The following is an 18155-nucleotide window of genomic DNA, read 5'->3' as shown; positions in this document are numbered from 1 at the left end:
CGCAGACCTGGAAGACCTCGTGGCGAGATGGATGGGGAGTCATGACTGAGAAGACGCCGAGCCCGGGCGGGGCCGGCACCGCGGCGAACGACGGTTCTGCGGGTGACCCGACCGCCTCTCGCCCCGGCGGGCAGATCGCGGCGGACCGCGAGTCGATCGTCGTGCCCCCGGCGATCCTCGCGCAGCAGGCGGGCTGGGCGCAGCCCGGCGACAAGCCGCGCGCGACCGGGACCAAGTCGGAGGAAGACGACGCCCCGCAGATCTTCGCCAGCAATGTGCGCAAGGCCGACAGCTCGGAGGCCGGGTACGACGAGAACCCGCCCGGGGTCGGCAAGCTGGGCGTGATCCTCGGCACGGTGCTGGCCGTGCTGCTGGTCGGCAGCGGCATCACGCTGTACCTGGTGAACAAGGACTCGTCGAAGGACACCACCACGGCGGCCCAGCCGGACACGACGAAGTCCGCGCCGCCCACGCCGACCGCCGCCCCGGTGCCGCCGATCAAGGACAGCGCCAAGGTGCTGCCGACCGTCACCGGTGACTTCGGCAAGAAGGCCGACATCCAGGTGCCGGGCGAGGCCTCCGACGGCTCCTTCGTGGTGAAGGTGCTGTCCGAGGGCAGCGGCCCCAAGGTCGACAAGAACAACTGGACCTCGGTGGACTACACCGCCAAGGACTGGAACACCGGCAAGGACATCCCGAGCTCGTACGACGACAAGGGCAAGCCGCAGATCTTCCAGGCCGGCACCGACGCGCTGATCCCCGCGCTGGACCAGGCCGTGATCGGCAAGAAGGCCGGCAGCCGACTGCTGGTGGTGGCCCCGCCGGCGGCCGGTTTCGGCGACCAGGGCAAGCCGGACATGTCGATCGGCGCCAAGGACAACCTGATCTTCGTGATCGACATCCGCAACACCAACGCGCCCGACGCGGTGGTCAGCGGCACCGTCACCCCGCCGCCGGCGGACTTCCCGCAGGTCAAGGACAACGGCAAGAAGCCGGCCGACATCACCCCGGTGGCCGGCGCCAAGGACCCGACCGAGCTGAAGACCCACGTCCTGATCAAGGGCACCGGCCCGGTGGTGGAGAAGGGCGAGAAGGTCGTCGTCCAGTACACCGGCGCGCTCGCCAAGGACGGCAAGATCTTCGACTCCTCGCTCAGCAAGGGCCAGGCGTTCTCCTTCCCGGTCGGCGGCGGCCAGGTCATCCAGGGCTGGGACCAGGGGCTGACGGGCCAGACCGTCGGCAGCCGGGTCGAGCTGCTGATCCCGGCCTCGCTGGGCTACGGCGACAAGGGCCAGGGCGACATCCCGCCCGGCGCGACCCTGGTCTTCGTGGTGGACATCCTCGACGCCGGTCAGGGCTGATCCACTTTTCGGGGACAATGGACCGTGTGTGACCTTCGGGGGCGGCCGCGTGGCCGCGTCCCGACGGGCGGCGGGTGACCGTACTGTGGTCCGTCCGGGCTGAGGCCCGGACGGGCCGGGTGCGGGCGCCCGCCGCTTGGTCGTGTAGGGAATTGCGAACGTGAGAAGAGGGACCATGGCTGTGAACCTGAACGAGAAGCCCGAGATCGACTTCCCGATCGGCGACGCCCCGACCGAGCTGAAGATCCGCGACATCGTCGTCGGTGACGGCGCGGAGGCCAAGAAGGGTCAGAACGTCAGCGTCCGCTACGTCGGCGTGACCTTCGAGACCGGCGAGGAGTTCGACGCGAGCTGGAACCGGAGCCCCAACGAGTTCCGCTTCCCGCTGGGCGGCGGCCGGGTCATCAAGGGCTGGGACCAGGGCGTCGTCGGCATGAAGGTCGGCGGCCGTCGCGAGCTGACCATCCCCTCGCACCTGGCGTACGGTGCCCAGTCGCCGACCTCGGCCATTCCGCCGCACTCGACCCTGATCTTCGTGGTCGACCTGCTGGCCGTCTGAGCCTGCTGTGACCTCGGGCCGGACCCCTTCGGGGGCCCGGCCCGAGGGCGTCTCCGGGCCCGGAGGGTACGCCGTGGGGGCCGGTCGCGGGACGCGGCTTTTGCAGTGCGTACCGCTACCGGTACGGTCGGTCCCGCCGGGTGGGCATCGCCCGGTTGGCGCACCCCGCGCGCGGCGCGGCACACCGGAAGGGTCAGCGATGGCGATCGCCAAGGCAGAGCGGCTGATGAATCTCGCCCTGTGCCTGATGAACACCAGACGTCCGCTCTCCAAGAAGGAGCTGCGGGAATCCATCGAGGCCTACCGCGAAGCCTGGCAGAACAGCAGCGAGGACGCCTTCAACCGGATGTTCGAGCGGGACAAGGACGACCTGCGCGAGCTCGGCCTGGTGATCGACGTCGACGAGAGCGCGCTGGACGGCGAGCTCGGCTACCTCGCCCGGGCGGACCGCAACCGGCTGCCGGAGATCGCCCTGGACGCCGAGGAGGCCGCCGCGCTGACCCTGGCCGCCCGGGTCTGGCAGCAGGCCAAGATGTCCGGCGCGGCCAGCGGCGCGCTGCAGAAGCTGCGCGCGGCCGGGGTGCCGTTCACCGAGGCCGAGGGCCGGACCGCCCTGGAGCCGCGCATCCCCGCCCGGGAGGCCGCGTTCGAGCCGCTGCTCACCGCCGCCCGGGACCGCCGTCCGGTCACCTTCGAGTACCGCAAGGCCGGGGCCTCCGCCGTCGAGCAGCGCAGCGTCGAGCCGTGGGCGCTGGAGTGCTGGCGCGGGCACTGGTACCTGGCCGGGTACGACCGGGACCGCGGCGACGCCCGGGTGTTCCGGCTCAGCCGGATCACCGGCCGGGTCAAGGCCAGGAGCGGGGCCTTCCTCGGCACCGTGCCCGAGCACGTGGACGTCCGGGCCACCGTGGCCAAGTTCGCCGGCGAGGGGGCCACCGCCACCGCGACCGTCCGGGTCCGCCGGGGTGCGGGCTTCCCGCTGCGCACCAAGGCGCTCGGCAGCACCCGGGTGGACGAGGTCTGGGACGAGCTGGAGATCCCGTACGGCAACGGGCTGGGCGCCGACCTGGCCGAGTTCGGGCCCGATGTGCTGGTGCTCGGGCCGGAGGAGCTGCGGGCTGATGTGGTCGACCGGCTGCGGGCGGTCGCAGGGCTTGAAGGAGTGGGCGCGTGAGTAACGCCATCGACCAGACGCGACGGATGCTGTCGCTGGTCACCTACCTGCGCGAGCGGCCCGGGGCCGAGGTCGCCGAAGTGGCGCGGGCGTTCGGGATCAGCGAGCGCGAGCTGATCGCCGACCTGAACGTGCTGCCGATGTGCGGCACCAGCTTCCGCGGCGGTGACCTGCTCGACATCGACACCGACGGCGAGCGGATCTGGTGGCACAACGTCGACGACGTGGCCCAGCCGCTGCGGCTGGCCGCCGACGAGGCCACCGCGCTGCTGGTCGCCGCCCGCGCGGTGGCCGGGCTGCCCGGTCTGCGGGCCGGGGACCGGGAGGCCCTCACCCGGGCCGTCGCCAAGATCGAGAACGCCGCGGGGGAGAGCGCCGAGGGCAGCGCCCGGGTCGGCGTGACCTTCGAGGCCGAGAGCCACGTCTTCGCCGACATCGACCGCGCGCTCAGCGAGGGCCGCCGGCTCTGGCTGCGCTACTACTCGCACGGGCGCGGCGGGATGACCGAGCGCGAGGTCGACCCGATCCGGCTGCTCACCGAGGGCCACACGTACCTGGAAGCCTGGTGCCGGACCTCGGAGGACCACCGGATGTTCCGGCTGGACCGGGTCGCCGAGATCCGCGTCCTGGACGTCCCCGCCGACCCGCCCCGGCGCGAGCCGCGCGACCTGAGCGGCGGGCTGGTCAACCCCGCGGCGGACGACCCGGAGGTGGTGGTCGAGGTCTCCTCCGGCGGCCGCTGGGTCGCCGAGTACTACACCCACGACCGGGCCGAGGAACTGCCCGACGGCGGGCTGCGGATCACCCTGCGCAGCGCCGACCCCTCCCAGCTGCGCCCGCTGGCGCTGCGGCTGGGCCGGGACGGCCGGATCGTCTCGCCGCCCGAACTGGCCGAGCAGGCGCGCTCGGCCGCGCTGGAGGCGCTGGCCGCCTACGGGGAGGGGCGGGTCTGAGCGGTGGAGCCCGGGACGAGATTCAAGGTGTACTGCTCGCAGTGCCGGGAGAAGGTCGAGCTCCCGGCCGAGGAGTTCCGGCTGACCCTCGGCCGGACCCCGGCGCAGGCGCACTACAGCTTCGGCTGCCCGCTCTGCGGGGCGGCGGTCCGCAAGGCGGCCGGCGAGAAGATCGTCGAGGCGCTCACCGCGGCGGGGGTGCGCACCATGCGGCTCGTCCCGGCGGAGGGGTGACCCCCGTATAGGGTGGGGCGCATGTCCTGGATGCTCGTCGCCGCCGTCCTGCTCGCCACCGCGGGCCTGCTGGTCCTCGGGGTCCTCGCGATCCGGCTCTGGCTGGGCGTGCGGGCGCTCGCCAAGGGCGTGGACGCGGCCTCCCGGGCGCTGACCGAGGCGGCGGGGGACCTGGCCGCGGCCGTCCCCGGCCGTTAGTGCGGCCGTCGGCCGTTAGCACAGCCGGGGCATCGGTGGGTACGGGGGCTGCTGCCCGGAGGTAGGGGCGGGTTACGCTCTCCAGTGGCTCCTGAACCGCCGACCGGGGGCCGCTGTCCTGTTCGGGCGGCCGTCGTCGGGGCGTCATTCGCAGCGGTTACCATCCGCCGCGGGCGGCCTGCCGGGCCGCGGATGCTGAAGGTGGTCGACGCATGCGCTTCTCGATGACCGCGATCGTGCTGGTCGTGGTGGTTGCCATCGTGCTGTTCGGGGCCAAGCGGCTGCCCGAGCTGGCACGCTCCTTGGGGCAGTCGCTGCGGATCCTGAAGAGCGAGGCCAAGGCGATGCGCTCCGACGGTGAGCAGGACGGGAGCGCGCCGTCCGCCCGGTCGGCGGCCCCGCCGGAGGTCTCGGCGCCGACGGTCCGGACCGTCCAGTCGGCTCCCGGCGCCTCGGCGACGGCCCGTCCGGTGGCCGAGCCCGGTGCGCCCGACGGTGACCGGCCGCGCTGAGCGCGGCGCGCGTGAGGCATGTGTGAGGCATGTGACGCGTGTGACGTACGTGACCACGGAGGCCCGTCGACCGGCGGGCCTCGACGCACGAGTTGAGGACCGGGGTTGAGCAAGCTCTCCAAGGCGCCGAAGGCGGACAAGGATCCTGAGGGGCGGATGGCCCTCGCCGACCACCTGCGGGAACTGCGCAACCGCGTGGTCAAGTCGGTCCTGGCGATCGTGGTGATCACGATCGCCGCGGCGTTCTACCACCGCCAGATCGAGAACTTCCTGCTGCAGCCGCTGCCGCGCTGTACGGCGGACACCGCGGCGCAGTACCACGGCAAGTGCGCCCAGGTCTCCAACATCGGTCTGACCGCCGGTTTCACCTGGATGTTGAAGGTCTCGCTGACGGCCGGTGTGGTCGCCACGGTGCCGATCTGGCTGTACCAGGTGTGGGCCTTCGTGGCGCCCGGCCTGCACAAGCACGAGAAGAAGTACGCGGTCGTCTTCATGCTCTGCGGGGCGCCGCTGTTCCTCGCCGGTGTGGGTGTGGCGATCCTGGTGCTGCCGACCACGGTCGACGTGCTGATCTCGTTCACCCCGGACAAGACCACGCCGATCCTGCCCCCCGAGGACTACCTCGACATCGCGACCCGGATGGTGCTGGTCTTCGGTCTGGCCTTCGAGTTCCCGCTGCTGCTGGTGATGATGAACCAGGTCGGCATGGTCACCGGCAAGCGGCTGCTCGGCTGGTGGCGCGGCATGGTCATGGGCATCACGGTGTTCGCGGCCTTCGCGACCCCGAGCGCCGACCCGGTGAGCATGCTGACGCTGGCCGCGCCGATCTGGGCGCTGTACTTCGTCGCGGTGGGCATCGCGATCATGAACGACCGGCGCAAGCGCCGGAACAACCCGGACGCCGACCTGGACGACGAGGAGGCCTCGCACGTGGACCTCTCGGTGGACGCGGTGGCGGGCGCGGAGCTGGTCGAGGCCTCGTCGGCGCCGGCGGCGGGCGCCGCGCCGGTGCCGGGGGCGCGCCGGGAGCAGATGGACGACATCACCTGAGTCGGTGAGCGGTCGAGCCGGTGAGTGGTTCGGCCGGTGATCGATTGAGCCGGTGGCCCCGGTCCTCGCTTCGTGCGGGGGCCGGGGCTTCCTGTTGTTCCGGGCCGGTCGGCTGTGTAAGGGGGGTGCTCGGCTCTTGGCAGGGTTGATGGCATGTGACATATTACTGACGTGCTGAAGACCTGGACACCTCCGCTGGACGTCGTCGTGGTCGGCGCCGGAGTCGTCGGCGCCGCCTGTGCCTACTACGCCGCCCGGGCCGGCCTCGCCGTCGCCGTCGTCGACCGCGGGTCGGTCGCCGGGGGCACCACCGGGGCGGGCGAGGGCAACCTGCTGGTCTCCGACAAGGAACCCGGGCCCGAACTCGACCTCGCCCTGCTCAGCACCCGGCTCTGGCACGAACTCGCCGAGGAACTCGGCCCGGCCGTGGAGTACGAGCCCAAGGGCGGCGTGGTGGTCGCCTCGACCGAGGCCGGCCAGCAGGCGCTGCGGGCCTTCGCCGCCGGGCAGGCCGCGGCCGGGGTGACCGCCGAGGAGGTCCCGGCCGAGCGGCTGCACGAGCTGGAGCCGCACCTCGCCCCCGGGCTCGCGGGCGGCTACCACTACCCGCAGGACGCCCAGGTGCAGCCCGCGCTCGCCGCCGCCCACCTGCTGCGCGCGGCCCGCCGGATGGGCGCCGAGCTGATCACCGGGGAGGACGTGACGGCCGTGGAGCGCGGCCCGGACGGCGCGGTGCGCGGCGTGCGGACCGCCCGGCGCCGGCTGGCCGCCCCCGCCGTGGTGAACGCCACCGGTACCTGGGGCGCCGAACTGGCCGCGCTGGCCGGGGTGCACCTGCCGGTGCTGCCCCGGCGCGGCTTCGTCCTGGTCACCGAGCCGCTGCCGCGGGTCGTCCGGCACAAGGTCTACTCCGCCGACTATGTCGCCGACGTGGCGAGCGGCTCGGCCGGGCTGCAGACCTCCTCGGTGATCGAGGGCACCCCGGGCGGGCCGGTGCTGATCGGGGCCAGCCGGGAGCGGGTCGGCTTCGACCGGACCCTCTCCCAGGAGGCGATCGGCCGGCTGGCCGCCGAGGCGGCGCGACTGTTCCCGGTGCTCGCGGAGGTCGCCGTGCTGCGCACCTACCGGGGCTTCCGCCCGTACCTGCCGGACCACCTGCCCGCGATCGGGGAGGACCCCCGGGTGTCGGGGCTGTACCAGGCCTGCGGGCACGAGGGGGCCGGGATCGGGCTGGCGCCCGCCACCGGGCTGCTGATCGCCGAGCAGCTGACCGGGAAACGGCCGGAGCTGGACCTCGCGCCGTTCCGGGCGGACCGGTTCCCCGCGGAATGACGGTGCGGGTGCGGGTGCGGGTGCGGGTGCGGGTGGGAGTGCGGGTGGCGTCGGTGGAGGGCCTGCGGGCGATGGATCGGATGAGCTGGACGACGGAGACGACGGAATGGAGCAGCCGGTGACGCGTCGCCGAACCCCTGCCGGGCTGGTCGGGGCCGAACCCGGGCCCGGCCACCACATCGAGTTCGACGGGCGGCCCGTCCGTGCCCTGCCCGGGCAGTCGATCGCCGCCGCGCTCTGGGCCGACGGCGTGCTCGCCTGGCGCACCACCCGGACCGGCGGACGCCCGCGCGGGGCGTTCTGCGGGATCGGCTCCTGCTTCGACTGCCTGGCCACCGTGGACGGCCGGGCCAACCAGCGCCTGTGCCTGCTGCCCGCCGAGCCCGGCACCATCGTCACCACCCAGGAGGGTCACGGCCGTGCCGACCTCGCCGTCTGAGTCCTCCGGGACGTACGAACCCTTCGACCTCGCCGTGGTGGGGGCCGGGCCGGCCGGGCTGGCCGCCGCCGTCACCGCCGCCGACCTCGGGCTGCGCTGCGTCCTGCTGGACGGCGCGGACCGACCCGGCGGGCAGTACTACCGGCACCCGGCGCCCGGACTCGGCGCGAGCCGTCCGGACCGGCTGCACCACCGCTGGCCGGTGTACGCCGGGCTGGCCGCGCGGCTCTCCGCCCACCCGCGGGCCGACTTCCGCGGCGGCCACCAGGTGTGGGCGCTGGAGCGGACCGCGGACGGCTTCGCGGTGCACGTCACCGTCGGACCGCGACCTGAGGACCGGACCACCCTCCGGGCCGGGGCGGTGCTGCTCGCCACCGGGGCGTACGAGCGGCAACTGCCGTTCCCCGGCTGGACCCTGCCCGGGGTGGTCACCGCGGGCGGCGCGCAGGCCATGCTCAAGGCCGGGCTGGTGCTGCCCGGGCGGCGGATCGTGGTGGCCGGCAGCGGGCCGCTGCTGCTCGCGGCGGCCTCCTCGCTGGTCGCCGCCGGGGCTGAAGTCCCGGCGGTGGTCGAGGCGAGCGACTACCTCGGGTACGCCCGGCGCCCCGGCGTGCTGGCGGCCGTCCCCGCCAAGCTGGTCGAGGGCGCCGGGCACGGCGGCGCGCTGCTGCGGCACCGCGTACGGCTGCGGCCGCGCAGCGCGGTGGTGGAGGTGCACGGGACGGACCGGGTCACCGCCGTCACCGTGGCCCGGCTGGACGCCGACTGGCGGCCGCTGCCCGGCACCGAGCGGCGGATCGCCTGCGACGCGCTCGCCGTCGGCCACGGGCTGCTGCCGCAGATCGACCTGGCCACCGAGCTCGGCGCGGACACCCTCGCCGGGCCGGACGGCGGTGTCGCGCTGCGGGTCGACGCCCGGCTGCGCACCTCCGTCCCGGGTCTTTGGTCCGCGGGGGAGACCAATGGCGTCGGCGGCGCGGACCTCGCGCTCGTCGAGGGGGAGCTGGCCGCGCACGCGGTCGCCGGGGTGCTGCCCGGGCGGGCGCTGCTGCGCCGCCGGTCGCGGCTGCGGGAGTTCGCCGCGCTGATGGCGGCGGCCCACCGGCCCGGGTCCGGCTGGACCGGGTGGCTGCGGCCGGACACCGACGTGTGCCGGTGCGAGGAGGTGCCGGTCGCGCGGATCCGGGAGGCGGTGGAGGAGCTGGGCGCGGGCGACCCCCGGACCGTCAAGCTGCTCACCCGGGCGGGGATGGGCTGGTGCCAGGGGCGGATGTGCGGTCCGGCCGTGGCCTGTCTGTCCGGTGCCGCGGCGCCGGGGGCGGACCGGCGGCCGATGGCCTGCCCGGTGCCGCTCTCGCAACTGGCGGCGGGCCCAGGGGAGTAGGCCGGGTCTTGTGGATCAGGCCGCGCCCGATCCGTCGGAACGCGTCGGGCGGGGACTCTTGTCTCCGACCTGTCGCTGTTTATAAAATGTCACACCTCACCAAGGAGCCCAACGTGTCCATCACCCCGCACGACACCACCCGCCCCTGGCGCGGCATCATGGTCGCCACCGCGATCCCGCTGCGCCCGGACCTCTCCGTCGACTACGACGCCTATGCCGAGCACGTCCGTTGGCTGATCGAGTCCGGTTGTGACGGCGTCGTCCCCAACGGCTCGTTGGGCGAGTACCAGACGCTGACCGCCGAGGAGCGCGCCCGGATCGTCGAGGTGGCGGTCGAGGCGGCCGGCGACGGCTCCCGGGTCATGCCCGGGGTCGCCGCCTACGGCAGCGCCGAATCCCGCCGCTGGGCCGAGCAGGCCGCCGAGGCCGGGGCCGGCTCCGTCCTGCTGCTGCCGCCCAACGCCTACCGGGCCGACCAGGCCTCGGTGCTGGCCCACTACGCCGAGGTCGCCCGGGCCGGCCTGCCCGTCGTCGCGTACAACAACCCGATCGACACCAAGGTCGACCTGGTGCCCGCGCTGCTCGCCCGACTGCACGGCGAGGGCTCGATCGTGGCGGTCAAGGAGTTCAGCGGGGACGTCCGCAGGGCGTACGAACTCGCCGAGCTGGCACCCGGGTTGGACCTGCTGATCGGTGCCGACGACGTGCTGCTGGAACTGGCGCTGGCCGGTGCGGTCGGCTGGATCGCCGGGTACCCGAACGCGCTGCCGGAGGCCTCCGTGGCGCTCTACCGCGCGGCCGTCGGGCACGACCTGGAGACCGCGCTGCCGCTCTACAAGTCGCTGCACTCGCTGCTGCGTTGGGACTCCAAGACCGAGTTCGTCCAGGCCATCAAGCTGTCCATGGACATCGCCGGGCGCCCCGGCGGCCCGGTCCGTCCGCCGCGCGGGCCGCTGGAGCCGGAGATCGAGGCGGCCGTGCGCGCGGCCACCGAGAAGGCGTTGGCCGAGGGCCTGTCGTAGTTCCTGCCGGTGGTTCCTGTCCGGCAGTTCCCGTCGGCAGTTCCTGCCGGCCGGCCGGCTGCGGGGGCAGCCGGCCTCAACCGACCGTACCGTCAGAGGAGTTGTCAGGAATGCGCAGCCGTCACGTGTTCCACGCCGTCGACTCGCACACCGAGGGCATGCCGACCCGGGTGATCACCGGAGGCTTCGGCGTCATCCCCGGCGCCACCATGGCCGAACGCCGGGTGCACTTCCAGCAGCACCTGGACCACTTCCGCACCCTGCTGATGTACGAGCCGCGCGGGCACGCCGCGATGAGCGGCGCGATCCTGCAGCCGCCCACCCGGCCGGACGCCGACTTCGGCGTGCTCTACATCGAGGTGTCCGGGCTGCTGCCGATGTGCGGGCACGGCACCATCGGTGTGGCCACCGTCCTGGTCGAGACCGGGATGGTGCCGGTGGTCGAGCCGGTCACGACGGTACGGCTGGACACCCCCGCCGGACTGGTGGTCGCCGAGGTGCGGGTCGAGGGCGGCGCCGCCAAGGCCGTCACCATCCGCAACGTCGCCTCGTACTCCGTCGCGCTGGACCGCAAGATCGAGGTGCCCGGCTACGGCACCGTCGGCTACGACCTCGCGTACGGCGGCAACTTCTACGCGATCCTGCCGCTCGCCGAGCTCGGGCTGCCGTTCGAGCGCGAGCGCAAGCAGGAGATCCTGGACGCCGGCCTCGCCCTGATGGACGCGATCAACGCGGGCCCCGACCGGCCGGTGCACCCGGAGAACCCGTCCATCCACAGCTGCCACCATGTCCAGCTGCTCGCCCCCGGCTCCACCGCCGAACACTCCCGGCACGCGATGGCCATCCACCCCGGCTGGTTCGACCGCTCGCCCTGCGGCACCGGCACCTCGGCCCGGATGGCACAGCTGCACGCGCGCGGCGAACTGCCGCTGGACCGGGACTTCCGCAACGACTCCTTCATCGGGACGACCTTCACCGGCCGGCTGGTGGCGGAGACCGAGGTGGCCGGGCGGCCGGCCGTGGTGCCCACCGTCACCGGGCGGGCCTGGGTCACCGGCACCGCGCAGTACTTCCTCGACCCGGACGACCCGTTCCCGGCGGGCTTCCTGCTCTGACGCTTTGTCTTGAACGTGCTCTGAAGGGCTGGTAGTTGTGACCATCACCTCGTACAACCCCGCCGACCCGACCGACCTCGTGGTCGCCGTCGAGGCGCCCGGCGCCGAGGCCGTGCGGGCCGCCGTCGGACGGGCCCGGACCGCCCAGCGCGGCTGGCTCGCGGCCGGGGCGGGCGCCCGGTCGGCCGCGCTGGGCCGGATCGCCGAGGCCGTCGAGGCGCACGCCGACGAGCTCGCCGCACTGATCGTGCGCGAGGTCGGCAAGCCGCTCGCCGAGGCCCGGGGGGAGGTCGCCCGGACGGCGGCGATCTGGCGCTACTACGCCCAGGCGCCGTACGAGCCTTCCGGCGCGGTGCACGAGACCGCCGCCGGGCCCGGGCTGCTGCTCACCCGGCGCCGCCCGCACGGGGTGGCCGGGCTGATCGCGCCGTGGAACTTCCCCCTGGCGATCCCGAGTTGGAAGGCCGCGCCGGCCCTGGCGGTCGGCAACACGGCGGTGCTCAAGCCCGCGCCGGAGGCGACGGCGTGCGCGCTGCGGCTCGCCGAGCTGGCCTCGGCCGCGGGCCTGCCCGAGGACGTGCTCACGGTGCTGCCCGGCGGCGCCGAGGAGGGTGCGGCGCTGGTCGAGGCGGCGGACGTGCTGTCCTTCACCGGCTCGACCGGGGTCGGCCGGGCCGTGGTGCGGGCCGCCACCGGGCGCGGGGTGCCGGTGCAGGCCGAACTCGGCGGCCTGAACGCCGCGTTGGTGCTGCCGGACGCGGACGTGGAGCTGGCCGCCGGGCACATCGCGGCCGCGATCGCCGGGTACGCCGGGCAGAAGTGCACCGCCACCAGCCGGGTGATCGCGGTCGGGGCGGCGTACGGGCCGCTGCGCGAGGCCTTGGTGAAGGCGCTGTCGGCGGTGGACGACGCCGTGTGCGGGCCGGTGATCGCCGCTGCCGCGCGGGAGCGGATGGTCACGGCGGTGGAGTCGGCCGTCGCCGCCGGGGCGAGCGTGCTCACCGGCGGGCGGGTGCCCGAGCGGGCCGGCTGGTACGTCGAGCCGACCCTGCTCGCCGACGTTCCCGCCCAACACCCGCTGGCGCGCGAGGAGTTCTTCGGCCCGGTCGCGGTGCTGCACGCGGCGGCCGACCTGGACCAGGCCATCGCGCTCGCCAACGACACCCCGCACAGCCTCGCCACCTCGGTGCACACCCGTAGCCTGGACGCGGCCCTGGCCGCCGCCGAGCGGCTCGACGCGGGCATGATCCGGGTCAACGCGCCGTCCAGCGGCGTCGACTTCCACCTGCCCTTCGGCGGGACCAAGGGGGCGGCCCACGGCGAGCGCGAACAGGGCCGGGCGGCGCTGGAGTTCTACACCGTCAGCCGGACGATCAGCGTGCTGCCGGGCGGGGGGCTGTGATGCCGGGTACGGGGTCGGGGTCGGGGTCGGGGTCGGGCGCGGGCGCGGGGCCGGTGCTGTGCGTGAGCACGGTCGACTACCACGCCGCCGGCGAGCCGTTCCGGATCGTGCTGGACGGGGTGCCCCCGATCCCCGGTGACAGCGTCGCCGAGCGGCGGGCCATCGCGATCGGCGCGGGCGGCAGCGCGACCGCGCCCCGGCCGAGCGCGCTGGACGATGTCCGGCAACTGCTCGTCCGGGAGCCGCGCGGGCACGCCGGGATGTACGGCGGGTTCCTGGTGCCGCCGGACGACGACGAGGCCCACCTGGGCGTGCTGTTCTGGCACAAGGACGGCTACTCGACCGCCTGCGGGCACGGCACCATCGCGCTCGGCGCCTGGGCCGTGGACTCCGGGCTCGTCCCGGCCCCCGCGGACGGCGTGGCCCGGGTGCGGATCGACGTGCCCTCCGGGCGGGTCACCGCCCTGGTGCACCGGGCCGCCGGGCGCACCACCGGGGTCACCTTCCGCAACGTGCCGAGCCGGGTCAGCGCCCTGAAGCTGCCGGTCGAGACCTCGCGGGGCACGGTCGAGGTCGCCGTCGCGCACTCCGGGGCGTGCTACGTGTCGGTGCCGGCGGCCGCGCTCGGGCTCGCCGTCGAACCCGGCCTGCTGCCCGAACTCGTCGCCGTGGGGCGGGAGATCAGGGCGCTGCTGGCCGGCTCGGAGGCCGTCGCGCACCCGACCGACCCGCGGCTGTCCGGGGTGTACGGGGTCGTGCTGTACGACGAACTGCCGTCGGCCGAAGGGGTGTTGAACCAGCGGAACGCGGTGGTGTTCGCGGACGGGCAGATCGACCGCTCGCCCTGCGGCTCCGGCACCTCCGCGCGCCTGGCGGTGCTCGCCGCCGAAGGGCGGATCGCGCCGGGGGAGGAGCTGCGGCACGAGTCCGTCATCGGCACGGTGTTCACCGGGCGGGTGGTGGCGGGCGGTGACCCGCTGGGGGCGGGCGTCGTCACCGAGGTCGGCGGCACGGCGTTCCGGACCGGCGAGCACCTGTTCGTCCTGGAGCCGGGGGACTCGCTCGGGGCGGGGTTCACGCTGTGACAGCCACTGTGCTGCCCGGTGCGGGGGCTGAGCCGCTCCAGTACACCGTGCCGGGCACCGGCGGAGTCGGGCCCGCCGGGGCGGTGGGGGCGATCGAGCGGGCGCTGCTGGACGGGCTGGACCCGGAGGCGGCGCCCGCCCGGTCGGCCGTCCCGGTCCCCGCCGGCGAGCTGCTGCTGATGCCCGCCGCCGCCGGGCCGTACGCCGGGGTGAAGATCGCCGGGGTCGCGCCGGCCAACCCCGCGCGCGGGCTGCCCCGGATCACCGGCAGCTACCTGCTGCTGGACGGGCCGACGCTCCAGCCGCTGGCGCTGCTGGACGGCGCCGCCCTCACCGCCCTGCGCACGCCCGCCGTGACGGCGGCGGCGCTGGCGCGGCTCGCGGTCCCGGAGGCCGGACACCTGGTGGTGTTCGGCTCCGGGCCGCAGGCCTACGGGCACCTGGACGCGCTGCTCACCGTCCGGCCGCTGCGGCGGCTCACCGTGGTGGCGCGCCACGCCGGCCGGGCGGCCGCACTGGTCGCGTACGCGCGGGGGCTCGGGCTGGCGGCCTCGGCGGGCGGGCCGGAGGCGGTCGGGCAGGCGGATGTGGTGGTCTGCTGCACGACCGCGCGCACCCCGCTGTTCGACGGCGCGCTGGTGCCCGCGCACGCGGCCGTCGCCGCGGTCGGCTCGCACGAGCCGGACGCCCGGGAGGTGGACGAGGTGCTGGTCGGACGGGCCGAACTGTACGTGGAGGCACGGGCCGTGGCGGCCCGGGAGGCCGGGGACCTGCTGCTGGCGGGCGCGCTCGGGCGGCGGCAGGTGTGGAACCTGGCCGAGCTGCTGCGCGGCGACGCGCTGGTGCCGGACGGGCGGCCGCGGTTCTTCAAGAGCGTCGGGATGGCGTGGGAGGACCTCGCGGTGGCGGCGGAGGTGTACCGGGCCGGGGTGTCGTCGCCTCAGTCGGAATAGTCGCCGTAGAGCGACCGTTGTGCCGGCCGGTGGTCGCTGCCACCATGAACGTCGGCGGCGGTGTCGGCCTCGACCCGGCCGTTCGGATCGTGGAATGTTGCACGCTCAACGTAACGTGACATTGTACGCTGGTGTTCTGCACCCACCGGAGGAACACCATGGCCGAGCTCAAGTCCCGCACCCTGATCTCCGTGCAGGAGCGGCTCCGTGACCAGGTCGCCCACGCGCTCCGGGCCGCCCTGATCTCCGGCGAACTGCGCCCCGGCGTCGTCTACTCCGCGCCCGCCCTCGCCGCCGACTTCGGCGTCTCCGCGACCCCCGTCCGCGAGGCCATGCTCGACCTCGCCCGGGAAGGGCTGGTCGAGGCCGTCCGCAACAAGGGCTTCCGGGTCACCGAACTCACCGAGCGCGACCTCGACGACTACACCGGGATCCGCGCCCTGATCGAGGTCCCGACCGTCGGCCTGGTCACCCGCACCGCCACCAAGGAACAGTTGGAGCGGCTGCGCCCGCAGGCCGAGGCGATCGTCGCGGCCGCGCGCAAGCACGACCTGATCGGCTACCTCGAGGCGGACCGGCAGTTCCACCTCGACCTGCTCGGCCTGGCCGGCAACGCACGGCTGGTGGAGGTGGTCGGCGACCTGCGCAAGCGCTCCCGGCTGTACGGGCTGACCCGGCTGGACGAGCAGGGGCAGCTGGTCTCCTCGGCGGAGGAGCACCTCGAGCTGCTCGACCTGATGCTGAGCGGCGACGCCGCGGCGGCGGAGGCCTGCATGACCCGCCACCTCAGCCACGTCCGCTCGCTCTGGGCGGGCCAGGACGAGGCGGCGGAAGCGGAGCAGCCGGGGCTGCGGCTGCGGGCCCGGTAGGGGCTAAACCACCCGTTCGGGTGAAGGATGGGGATCGGGTACGGGAAGGCGCTCGCGTTCTACGATGATGATCTCGACATCGGCAGTCAGGAGGAACTCCATGTCCGCCGCCGCAGTGGAAGAGCCCTTCGAGCAGATGACGTTGCTCGAAGCCGCAGAGCTGATCTCTGATCGACTCGTGGGGCACCGGGTCGAGATTCTTGGAGGTCAGATCACGGTGACGCCGCCTCCGGACGGGCCGCATGGAGAGACGCTCACGGACCTGATGATCCCGTTGTTGGCAGCGGGGCTCCATGGTGACACGTCCCGAGTGGTTCAAGGGATGGGCCTGTGGTTGCCGGGCGGACCGTCCGACTACGCGATTCCGGATCTGTGTGTTGTTGATGCTGACTACCGAGAACACCTGATCGAACGCAACTGCTATGACCCAGCGGTCTTCCGTCTTGCACTGGAAGTGACGTCGTCGAACTTCACGACTGATCTGAAGGTCAAGCCACCGCTGTACGCCGAGGCCGGGGTGCCGGTCTACGTCATCGTGGACCGGACGAATCAACGTGTGATGGTGCTGACCGACCCCAAGGACGGCGAGTACCGGGTGCACGCCGTCCACCACCCCGGGCAGTCGTTCACCTTGCCGGAGTCGATCGGGGCGTCGGTGACGCTCTCGGTGGACGATGTGCTCACCGCCAAGAAGTAGCTCAGGCGACTGCCGGGACCGTCAGGCGTCCGTCCCGTACCTCGGCGATCTGGTCGACGGCGGTCAGGTGGGTGCGGTCGTGGGTGACCAGGACGGTGGCGGTCGCCCGGCGGTGGGTGAGTTCGGTGATCAAGTCGAGTACCGCCGCGCCGCGTTCGTGGTCGAGGGCGCTGGTGGGCTCGTCGACCAGCAGCACGGTGGGGTCGTTCATCAGGGCGCGGGCGATGTTGACCCGCTGGCGCTGGCCGCCGGAGAGCTGGTGGGGGCGGCGGGCGGCCTGGTCGCGCAGGCCGACGGCGTCCAGGAGTTCCAGGGCGCGGGGGAGGGCGCTGCGCGGGGAGCGGCCGTCGAGGTGGGCCATCACCTGGAGCTGCTCGGCGGCCGTCAACGAGGGCAGCAGGTTGGCCTGTTGGAAGACGATGCCGATCCTGGTGCGGCGCAGGGCGGTGAGTTCGGCGCGGCTGAGGCCCGCCGTGTCGGTACCGTCGACGACGACCCGGCCGGAGTCCGGGGCGATCAGGGTGGCGGCCACCGCCAGCAGGCTGGACTTGCCGGAGCCGGAGGGGCCGACGACGGCCGTGAGCGTGCCCTTGGGGACGGTCAGCGAGACGTCGTTCAGTGCCGTGAGCCGGCCGTCGCCGTCCGGGTAGGTCAAGGTGATGCGGTCGATTTCGAGGCTCATCGGGCGCTCCCCAGGGCGGTCAGCGGGTCGACGGAGGTGATCCGGCGGATGGACAGGGCCGCGCCGACCGCGCCGAGGGCGATCATGACGGCGGCGGGCAGCAGCAGGGTCGGGGCGTCCAGGACGAAGGGGACGGCGGAGCCGATCAGCGAGCCGGCGCCGAGGGCGATCGCGGTGCCGACGGCCGTACCGAGCACCAGCAGCAGCACGGCCTGGCCGAGGGCGTCGCGCAGCAGGTAGCGGGTGGAGGCGCCGAGGGCCTTCAACACGGCGATGTCGCCGCTGCGTTGGATCGTCCAGACGGTGAAGAAGGCGCCGATCACCAGGGCGGAGATGGCGAACAGGAAGCCGCGCATCAGCTGGAGCGAGCCGTTCTCGGAGGTGTAGGAGCCGATCGCGGCGAGGGCGTCGTCCCGGGTGCGGGTCACGGTCCCCTGGTGGGTGTCGGCGGCGGCGAGGTCGGCGCCCCCGGCGGTGCGGAGCGCGATGACGGTGGCGTGGCCGGCGCCGCCGGGGGCGAACTGCTGCCAGTCGGTGAGACTGGTCCAGATCACCGGGGTGTGGCTGTACGCGGCGTCGCCGTCGACGGCGGCCACCTGCAGCGGGTGCCCGGCGAGGGTGAAGCCCGCGCCGGGGGTGAGGTTGCCGAGCTTCTCGGCGGCGGCCTTGGAGAGCACGGCCTTCCCGGGGGCGATCAGGCCGCCCTGCGGGGCCAGGCCGGAGCCGTCGGGGACGCCGAAGGCGGACAGGGCGGCGGTGCGCTGCCCGGCGGCGGCCTTGGTGGTGGTGATGCCGAGCGGCTGGGCGGAGGTGACGCCGGGCTCCCGGGACCAGGCCTGCCACTGGTCGGGGGTGACCTGGGAGTCGGTGAAGTTGAGCTCCTGCCCGTCGGCGGGCTTGCCGAAGACCAGGTGGTCGGCGGGCAGGCCGCTGATCGCGGAGATGTTCTGCCGGCCGAGCCCGGCGGTCAGCCCGGACAGCATGCCGACCAGCACGGTGATCAGCACGATGACGGTTCCCATCAGGGCGAACCGCCCCTTGGCGAACCCCAGATCCCTCCAGGCGACGAACACGGTGGGCCTTTCTGCCGGACGGAGCGAGCGATGTCCCCACGGTCCCGGAGAAGGGGGTCCG

General features: G+C 73.9%; 20 protein-coding genes. 18 read left to right on the top strand and 2 right to left on the bottom strand.

Annotated elements, in window-relative coordinates; all coding sequences use genetic code 11:
- Positions 1-41 precede the first annotated feature (41 nt).
- From ACFVXG_RS32465 to ACFVXG_RS32380, 18 genes are all read left to right on the top strand, one after another.
- The gene (locus ACFVXG_RS32465; protein ID WP_387932641.1) at positions 42-1361 is read left to right on the top strand and encodes an FKBP-type peptidyl-prolyl cis-trans isomerase; all 1320 of its coding nucleotides are present in this window, start codon (positions 42-44) and stop codon (positions 1359-1361) included.
- Between the two features lie 175 nt (positions 1362-1536).
- On the top strand, positions 1537-1920 hold the full coding sequence (locus ACFVXG_RS32460; RefSeq protein ID WP_387932639.1) for an FKBP-type peptidyl-prolyl cis-trans isomerase: 384 nt from the start codon (positions 1537-1539) through the stop codon (positions 1918-1920).
- Positions 1921-2119: 199 nt separating this feature from the next.
- On the top strand, positions 2120-3094 hold the full coding sequence (locus ACFVXG_RS32455) for a helix-turn-helix transcriptional regulator (RefSeq protein WP_387932637.1): 975 nt from the start codon (positions 2120-2122) through the stop codon (positions 3092-3094).
- Positions 3095-3120: 26 nt separating this feature from the next.
- A complete protein-coding gene (locus ACFVXG_RS32450; RefSeq protein ID WP_387932795.1) occupies positions 3121-4047 on the top strand; it encodes a helix-turn-helix transcriptional regulator in 927 nt (308 codons plus the stop codon).
- A 27-nt stretch (positions 4048-4074) separates the two neighbouring features.
- Positions 4075-4281, top strand: coding sequence for a hypothetical protein (locus tag ACFVXG_RS32445; RefSeq protein ID WP_387932636.1), 207 nt, complete (start codon positions 4075-4077; stop codon positions 4279-4281).
- Between the two features lie 21 nt (positions 4282-4302).
- The gene (locus ACFVXG_RS32440) at positions 4303-4479 is read left to right on the top strand and encodes a hypothetical protein (protein ID WP_387932634.1); all 177 of its coding nucleotides are present in this window, start codon (positions 4303-4305) and stop codon (positions 4477-4479) included.
- A gap of 212 nt (positions 4480-4691) precedes the next feature.
- Entirely contained in the window at positions 4692-4991 is a 300-nt protein-coding gene (gene tatA, locus ACFVXG_RS32435) for a Sec-independent protein translocase subunit TatA (protein WP_387932632.1), read from the top strand.
- 156 nt (positions 4992-5147) lie between these two features.
- Positions 5148-6041, top strand: a complete 894-nt coding sequence (tatC, locus tag ACFVXG_RS32430) for a twin-arginine translocase subunit TatC (protein WP_387932793.1) — start codon at positions 5148-5150, stop codon at positions 6039-6041.
- A 171-nt stretch (positions 6042-6212) separates the two neighbouring features.
- Positions 6213-7373, top strand: coding sequence for an NAD(P)/FAD-dependent oxidoreductase (locus ACFVXG_RS32425; protein ID WP_387932630.1), 1161 nt, complete (start codon positions 6213-6215; stop codon positions 7371-7373).
- Positions 7374-7491: 118 nt separating this feature from the next.
- A complete protein-coding gene (locus ACFVXG_RS32420) occupies positions 7492-7812 on the top strand; it encodes a (2Fe-2S)-binding protein (RefSeq protein WP_387932628.1) in 321 nt (106 codons plus the stop codon).
- Complete coding sequence (locus tag ACFVXG_RS32415; protein WP_387932626.1) at positions 7793-9196, top strand: NAD(P)/FAD-dependent oxidoreductase; 1404 nt, start codon at positions 7793-7795, stop codon at positions 9194-9196. Before ACFVXG_RS32420 ends, ACFVXG_RS32415 begins: the two co-directional genes overlap by 20 nt.
- A 158-nt stretch (positions 9197-9354) precedes the next feature.
- A complete protein-coding gene (locus ACFVXG_RS32410; RefSeq protein ID WP_387932791.1) occupies positions 9355-10218 on the top strand; it encodes a dihydrodipicolinate synthase family protein in 864 nt (287 codons plus the stop codon).
- Between the two features lie 110 nt (positions 10219-10328).
- Positions 10329-11333: a proline racemase family protein gene (locus ACFVXG_RS32405; RefSeq protein ID WP_387932624.1), complete on the top strand. Its 1005-nt coding sequence runs from the start codon at positions 10329-10331 to the stop codon at positions 11331-11333.
- A gap of 37 nt (positions 11334-11370) precedes the next feature.
- On the top strand, positions 11371-12735 hold the full coding sequence (locus tag ACFVXG_RS32400; RefSeq protein ID WP_387932622.1) for an aldehyde dehydrogenase family protein: 1365 nt from the start codon (positions 11371-11373) through the stop codon (positions 12733-12735).
- Positions 12736-12797: 62 nt separating this feature from the next.
- On the top strand, positions 12798-13820 hold the full coding sequence (locus ACFVXG_RS32395; protein ID WP_387932621.1) for a proline racemase family protein: 1023 nt from the start codon (positions 12798-12800) through the stop codon (positions 13818-13820).
- Complete coding sequence (locus ACFVXG_RS32390) at positions 13817-14773, top strand: ornithine cyclodeaminase family protein (protein WP_387932619.1); 957 nt, start codon at positions 13817-13819, stop codon at positions 14771-14773. Before ACFVXG_RS32395 ends, ACFVXG_RS32390 begins: the two co-directional genes overlap by 4 nt.
- Positions 14774-14931: 158 nt before the next feature.
- Positions 14932-15642: a GntR family transcriptional regulator gene (locus ACFVXG_RS32385; RefSeq protein ID WP_387932617.1), complete on the top strand. Its 711-nt coding sequence runs from the start codon at positions 14932-14934 to the stop codon at positions 15640-15642.
- Positions 15643-15742: 100 nt separating this feature from the next.
- Positions 15743-16339, top strand: coding sequence for a Uma2 family endonuclease (locus tag ACFVXG_RS32380; RefSeq protein WP_387932615.1), 597 nt, complete (start codon positions 15743-15745; stop codon positions 16337-16339).
- A 1-nt stretch (position 16340) separates the two neighbouring features.
- Here the strand turns inward: ACFVXG_RS32380 and ACFVXG_RS32375 are convergent, their stop codons facing one another.
- Together ACFVXG_RS32375 and ACFVXG_RS32370 are read right to left on the bottom strand one after the other, a co-directional pair.
- Positions 16341-17021 (bottom strand): ABC transporter ATP-binding protein, encoded by a 681-nt coding sequence (locus ACFVXG_RS32375; protein WP_387932613.1) that lies wholly within the window; start codon positions 17019-17021, stop codon positions 16341-16343.
- A complete protein-coding gene (locus tag ACFVXG_RS32370; RefSeq protein ID WP_387932611.1) occupies positions 17018-18094 on the bottom strand; it encodes an ABC transporter permease in 1077 nt (358 codons plus the stop codon). The genes ACFVXG_RS32375 and ACFVXG_RS32370 overlap by 4 nt, the downstream gene beginning before the upstream one ends.
- Positions 18095-18155: the final 61 nt, after the last annotated feature.

The sequence above is a fragment of the Kitasatospora sp. NPDC058162 genome (assembly GCF_042884005.1).
GTDB lineage: Bacteria > Actinomycetota > Actinomycetes > Streptomycetales > Streptomycetaceae > Kitasatospora.
The sequence above is the reverse complement of the archived record's forward strand: the minus strand, read 5'-3'. Positions and strand labels throughout refer to the sequence as shown.

Coding starts and splice junctions, on each gene's coding strand:
- tatC (WP_387932793.1), top strand. CDS start 5,148: ATGGCCCTCGCCGACCACCTGCGGGAACTGCGCAACCGCGTGGTCAAG.
- ACFVXG_RS32465 (WP_387932641.1), top strand. CDS start 42: ATGACTGAGAAGACGCCGAGCCCGGGCGGGGCCGGCACCGCGGCGAAC.
- ACFVXG_RS32385 (WP_387932617.1), top strand. CDS start 14,932: ATGGCCGAGCTCAAGTCCCGCACCCTGATCTCCGTGCAGGAGCGGCTC.
- ACFVXG_RS32440 (WP_387932634.1), top strand. CDS start 4,303: ATGTCCTGGATGCTCGTCGCCGCCGTCCTGCTCGCCACCGCGGGCCTG.
- ACFVXG_RS32380 (WP_387932615.1), top strand. CDS start 15,743: ATGTCCGCCGCCGCAGTGGAAGAGCCCTTCGAGCAGATGACGTTGCTC.
- ACFVXG_RS32450 (WP_387932795.1), top strand. CDS start 3,121: ATGCTGTCGCTGGTCACCTACCTGCGCGAGCGGCCCGGGGCCGAGGTC.
- ACFVXG_RS32405 (WP_387932624.1), top strand. CDS start 10,329: ATGCGCAGCCGTCACGTGTTCCACGCCGTCGACTCGCACACCGAGGGC.
- ACFVXG_RS32410 (WP_387932791.1), top strand. CDS start 9,355: ATGGTCGCCACCGCGATCCCGCTGCGCCCGGACCTCTCCGTCGACTAC.
- tatA (WP_387932632.1), top strand. CDS start 4,692: ATGCGCTTCTCGATGACCGCGATCGTGCTGGTCGTGGTGGTTGCCATC.
- ACFVXG_RS32375 (WP_387932613.1), bottom strand. CDS start 17,021: ATGAGCCTCGAAATCGACCGCATCACCTTGACCTACCCGGACGGCGAC.
- ACFVXG_RS32455 (WP_387932637.1), top strand. CDS start 2,120: ATGGCGATCGCCAAGGCAGAGCGGCTGATGAATCTCGCCCTGTGCCTG.
- ACFVXG_RS32460 (WP_387932639.1), top strand. CDS start 1,537: ATGGCTGTGAACCTGAACGAGAAGCCCGAGATCGACTTCCCGATCGGC.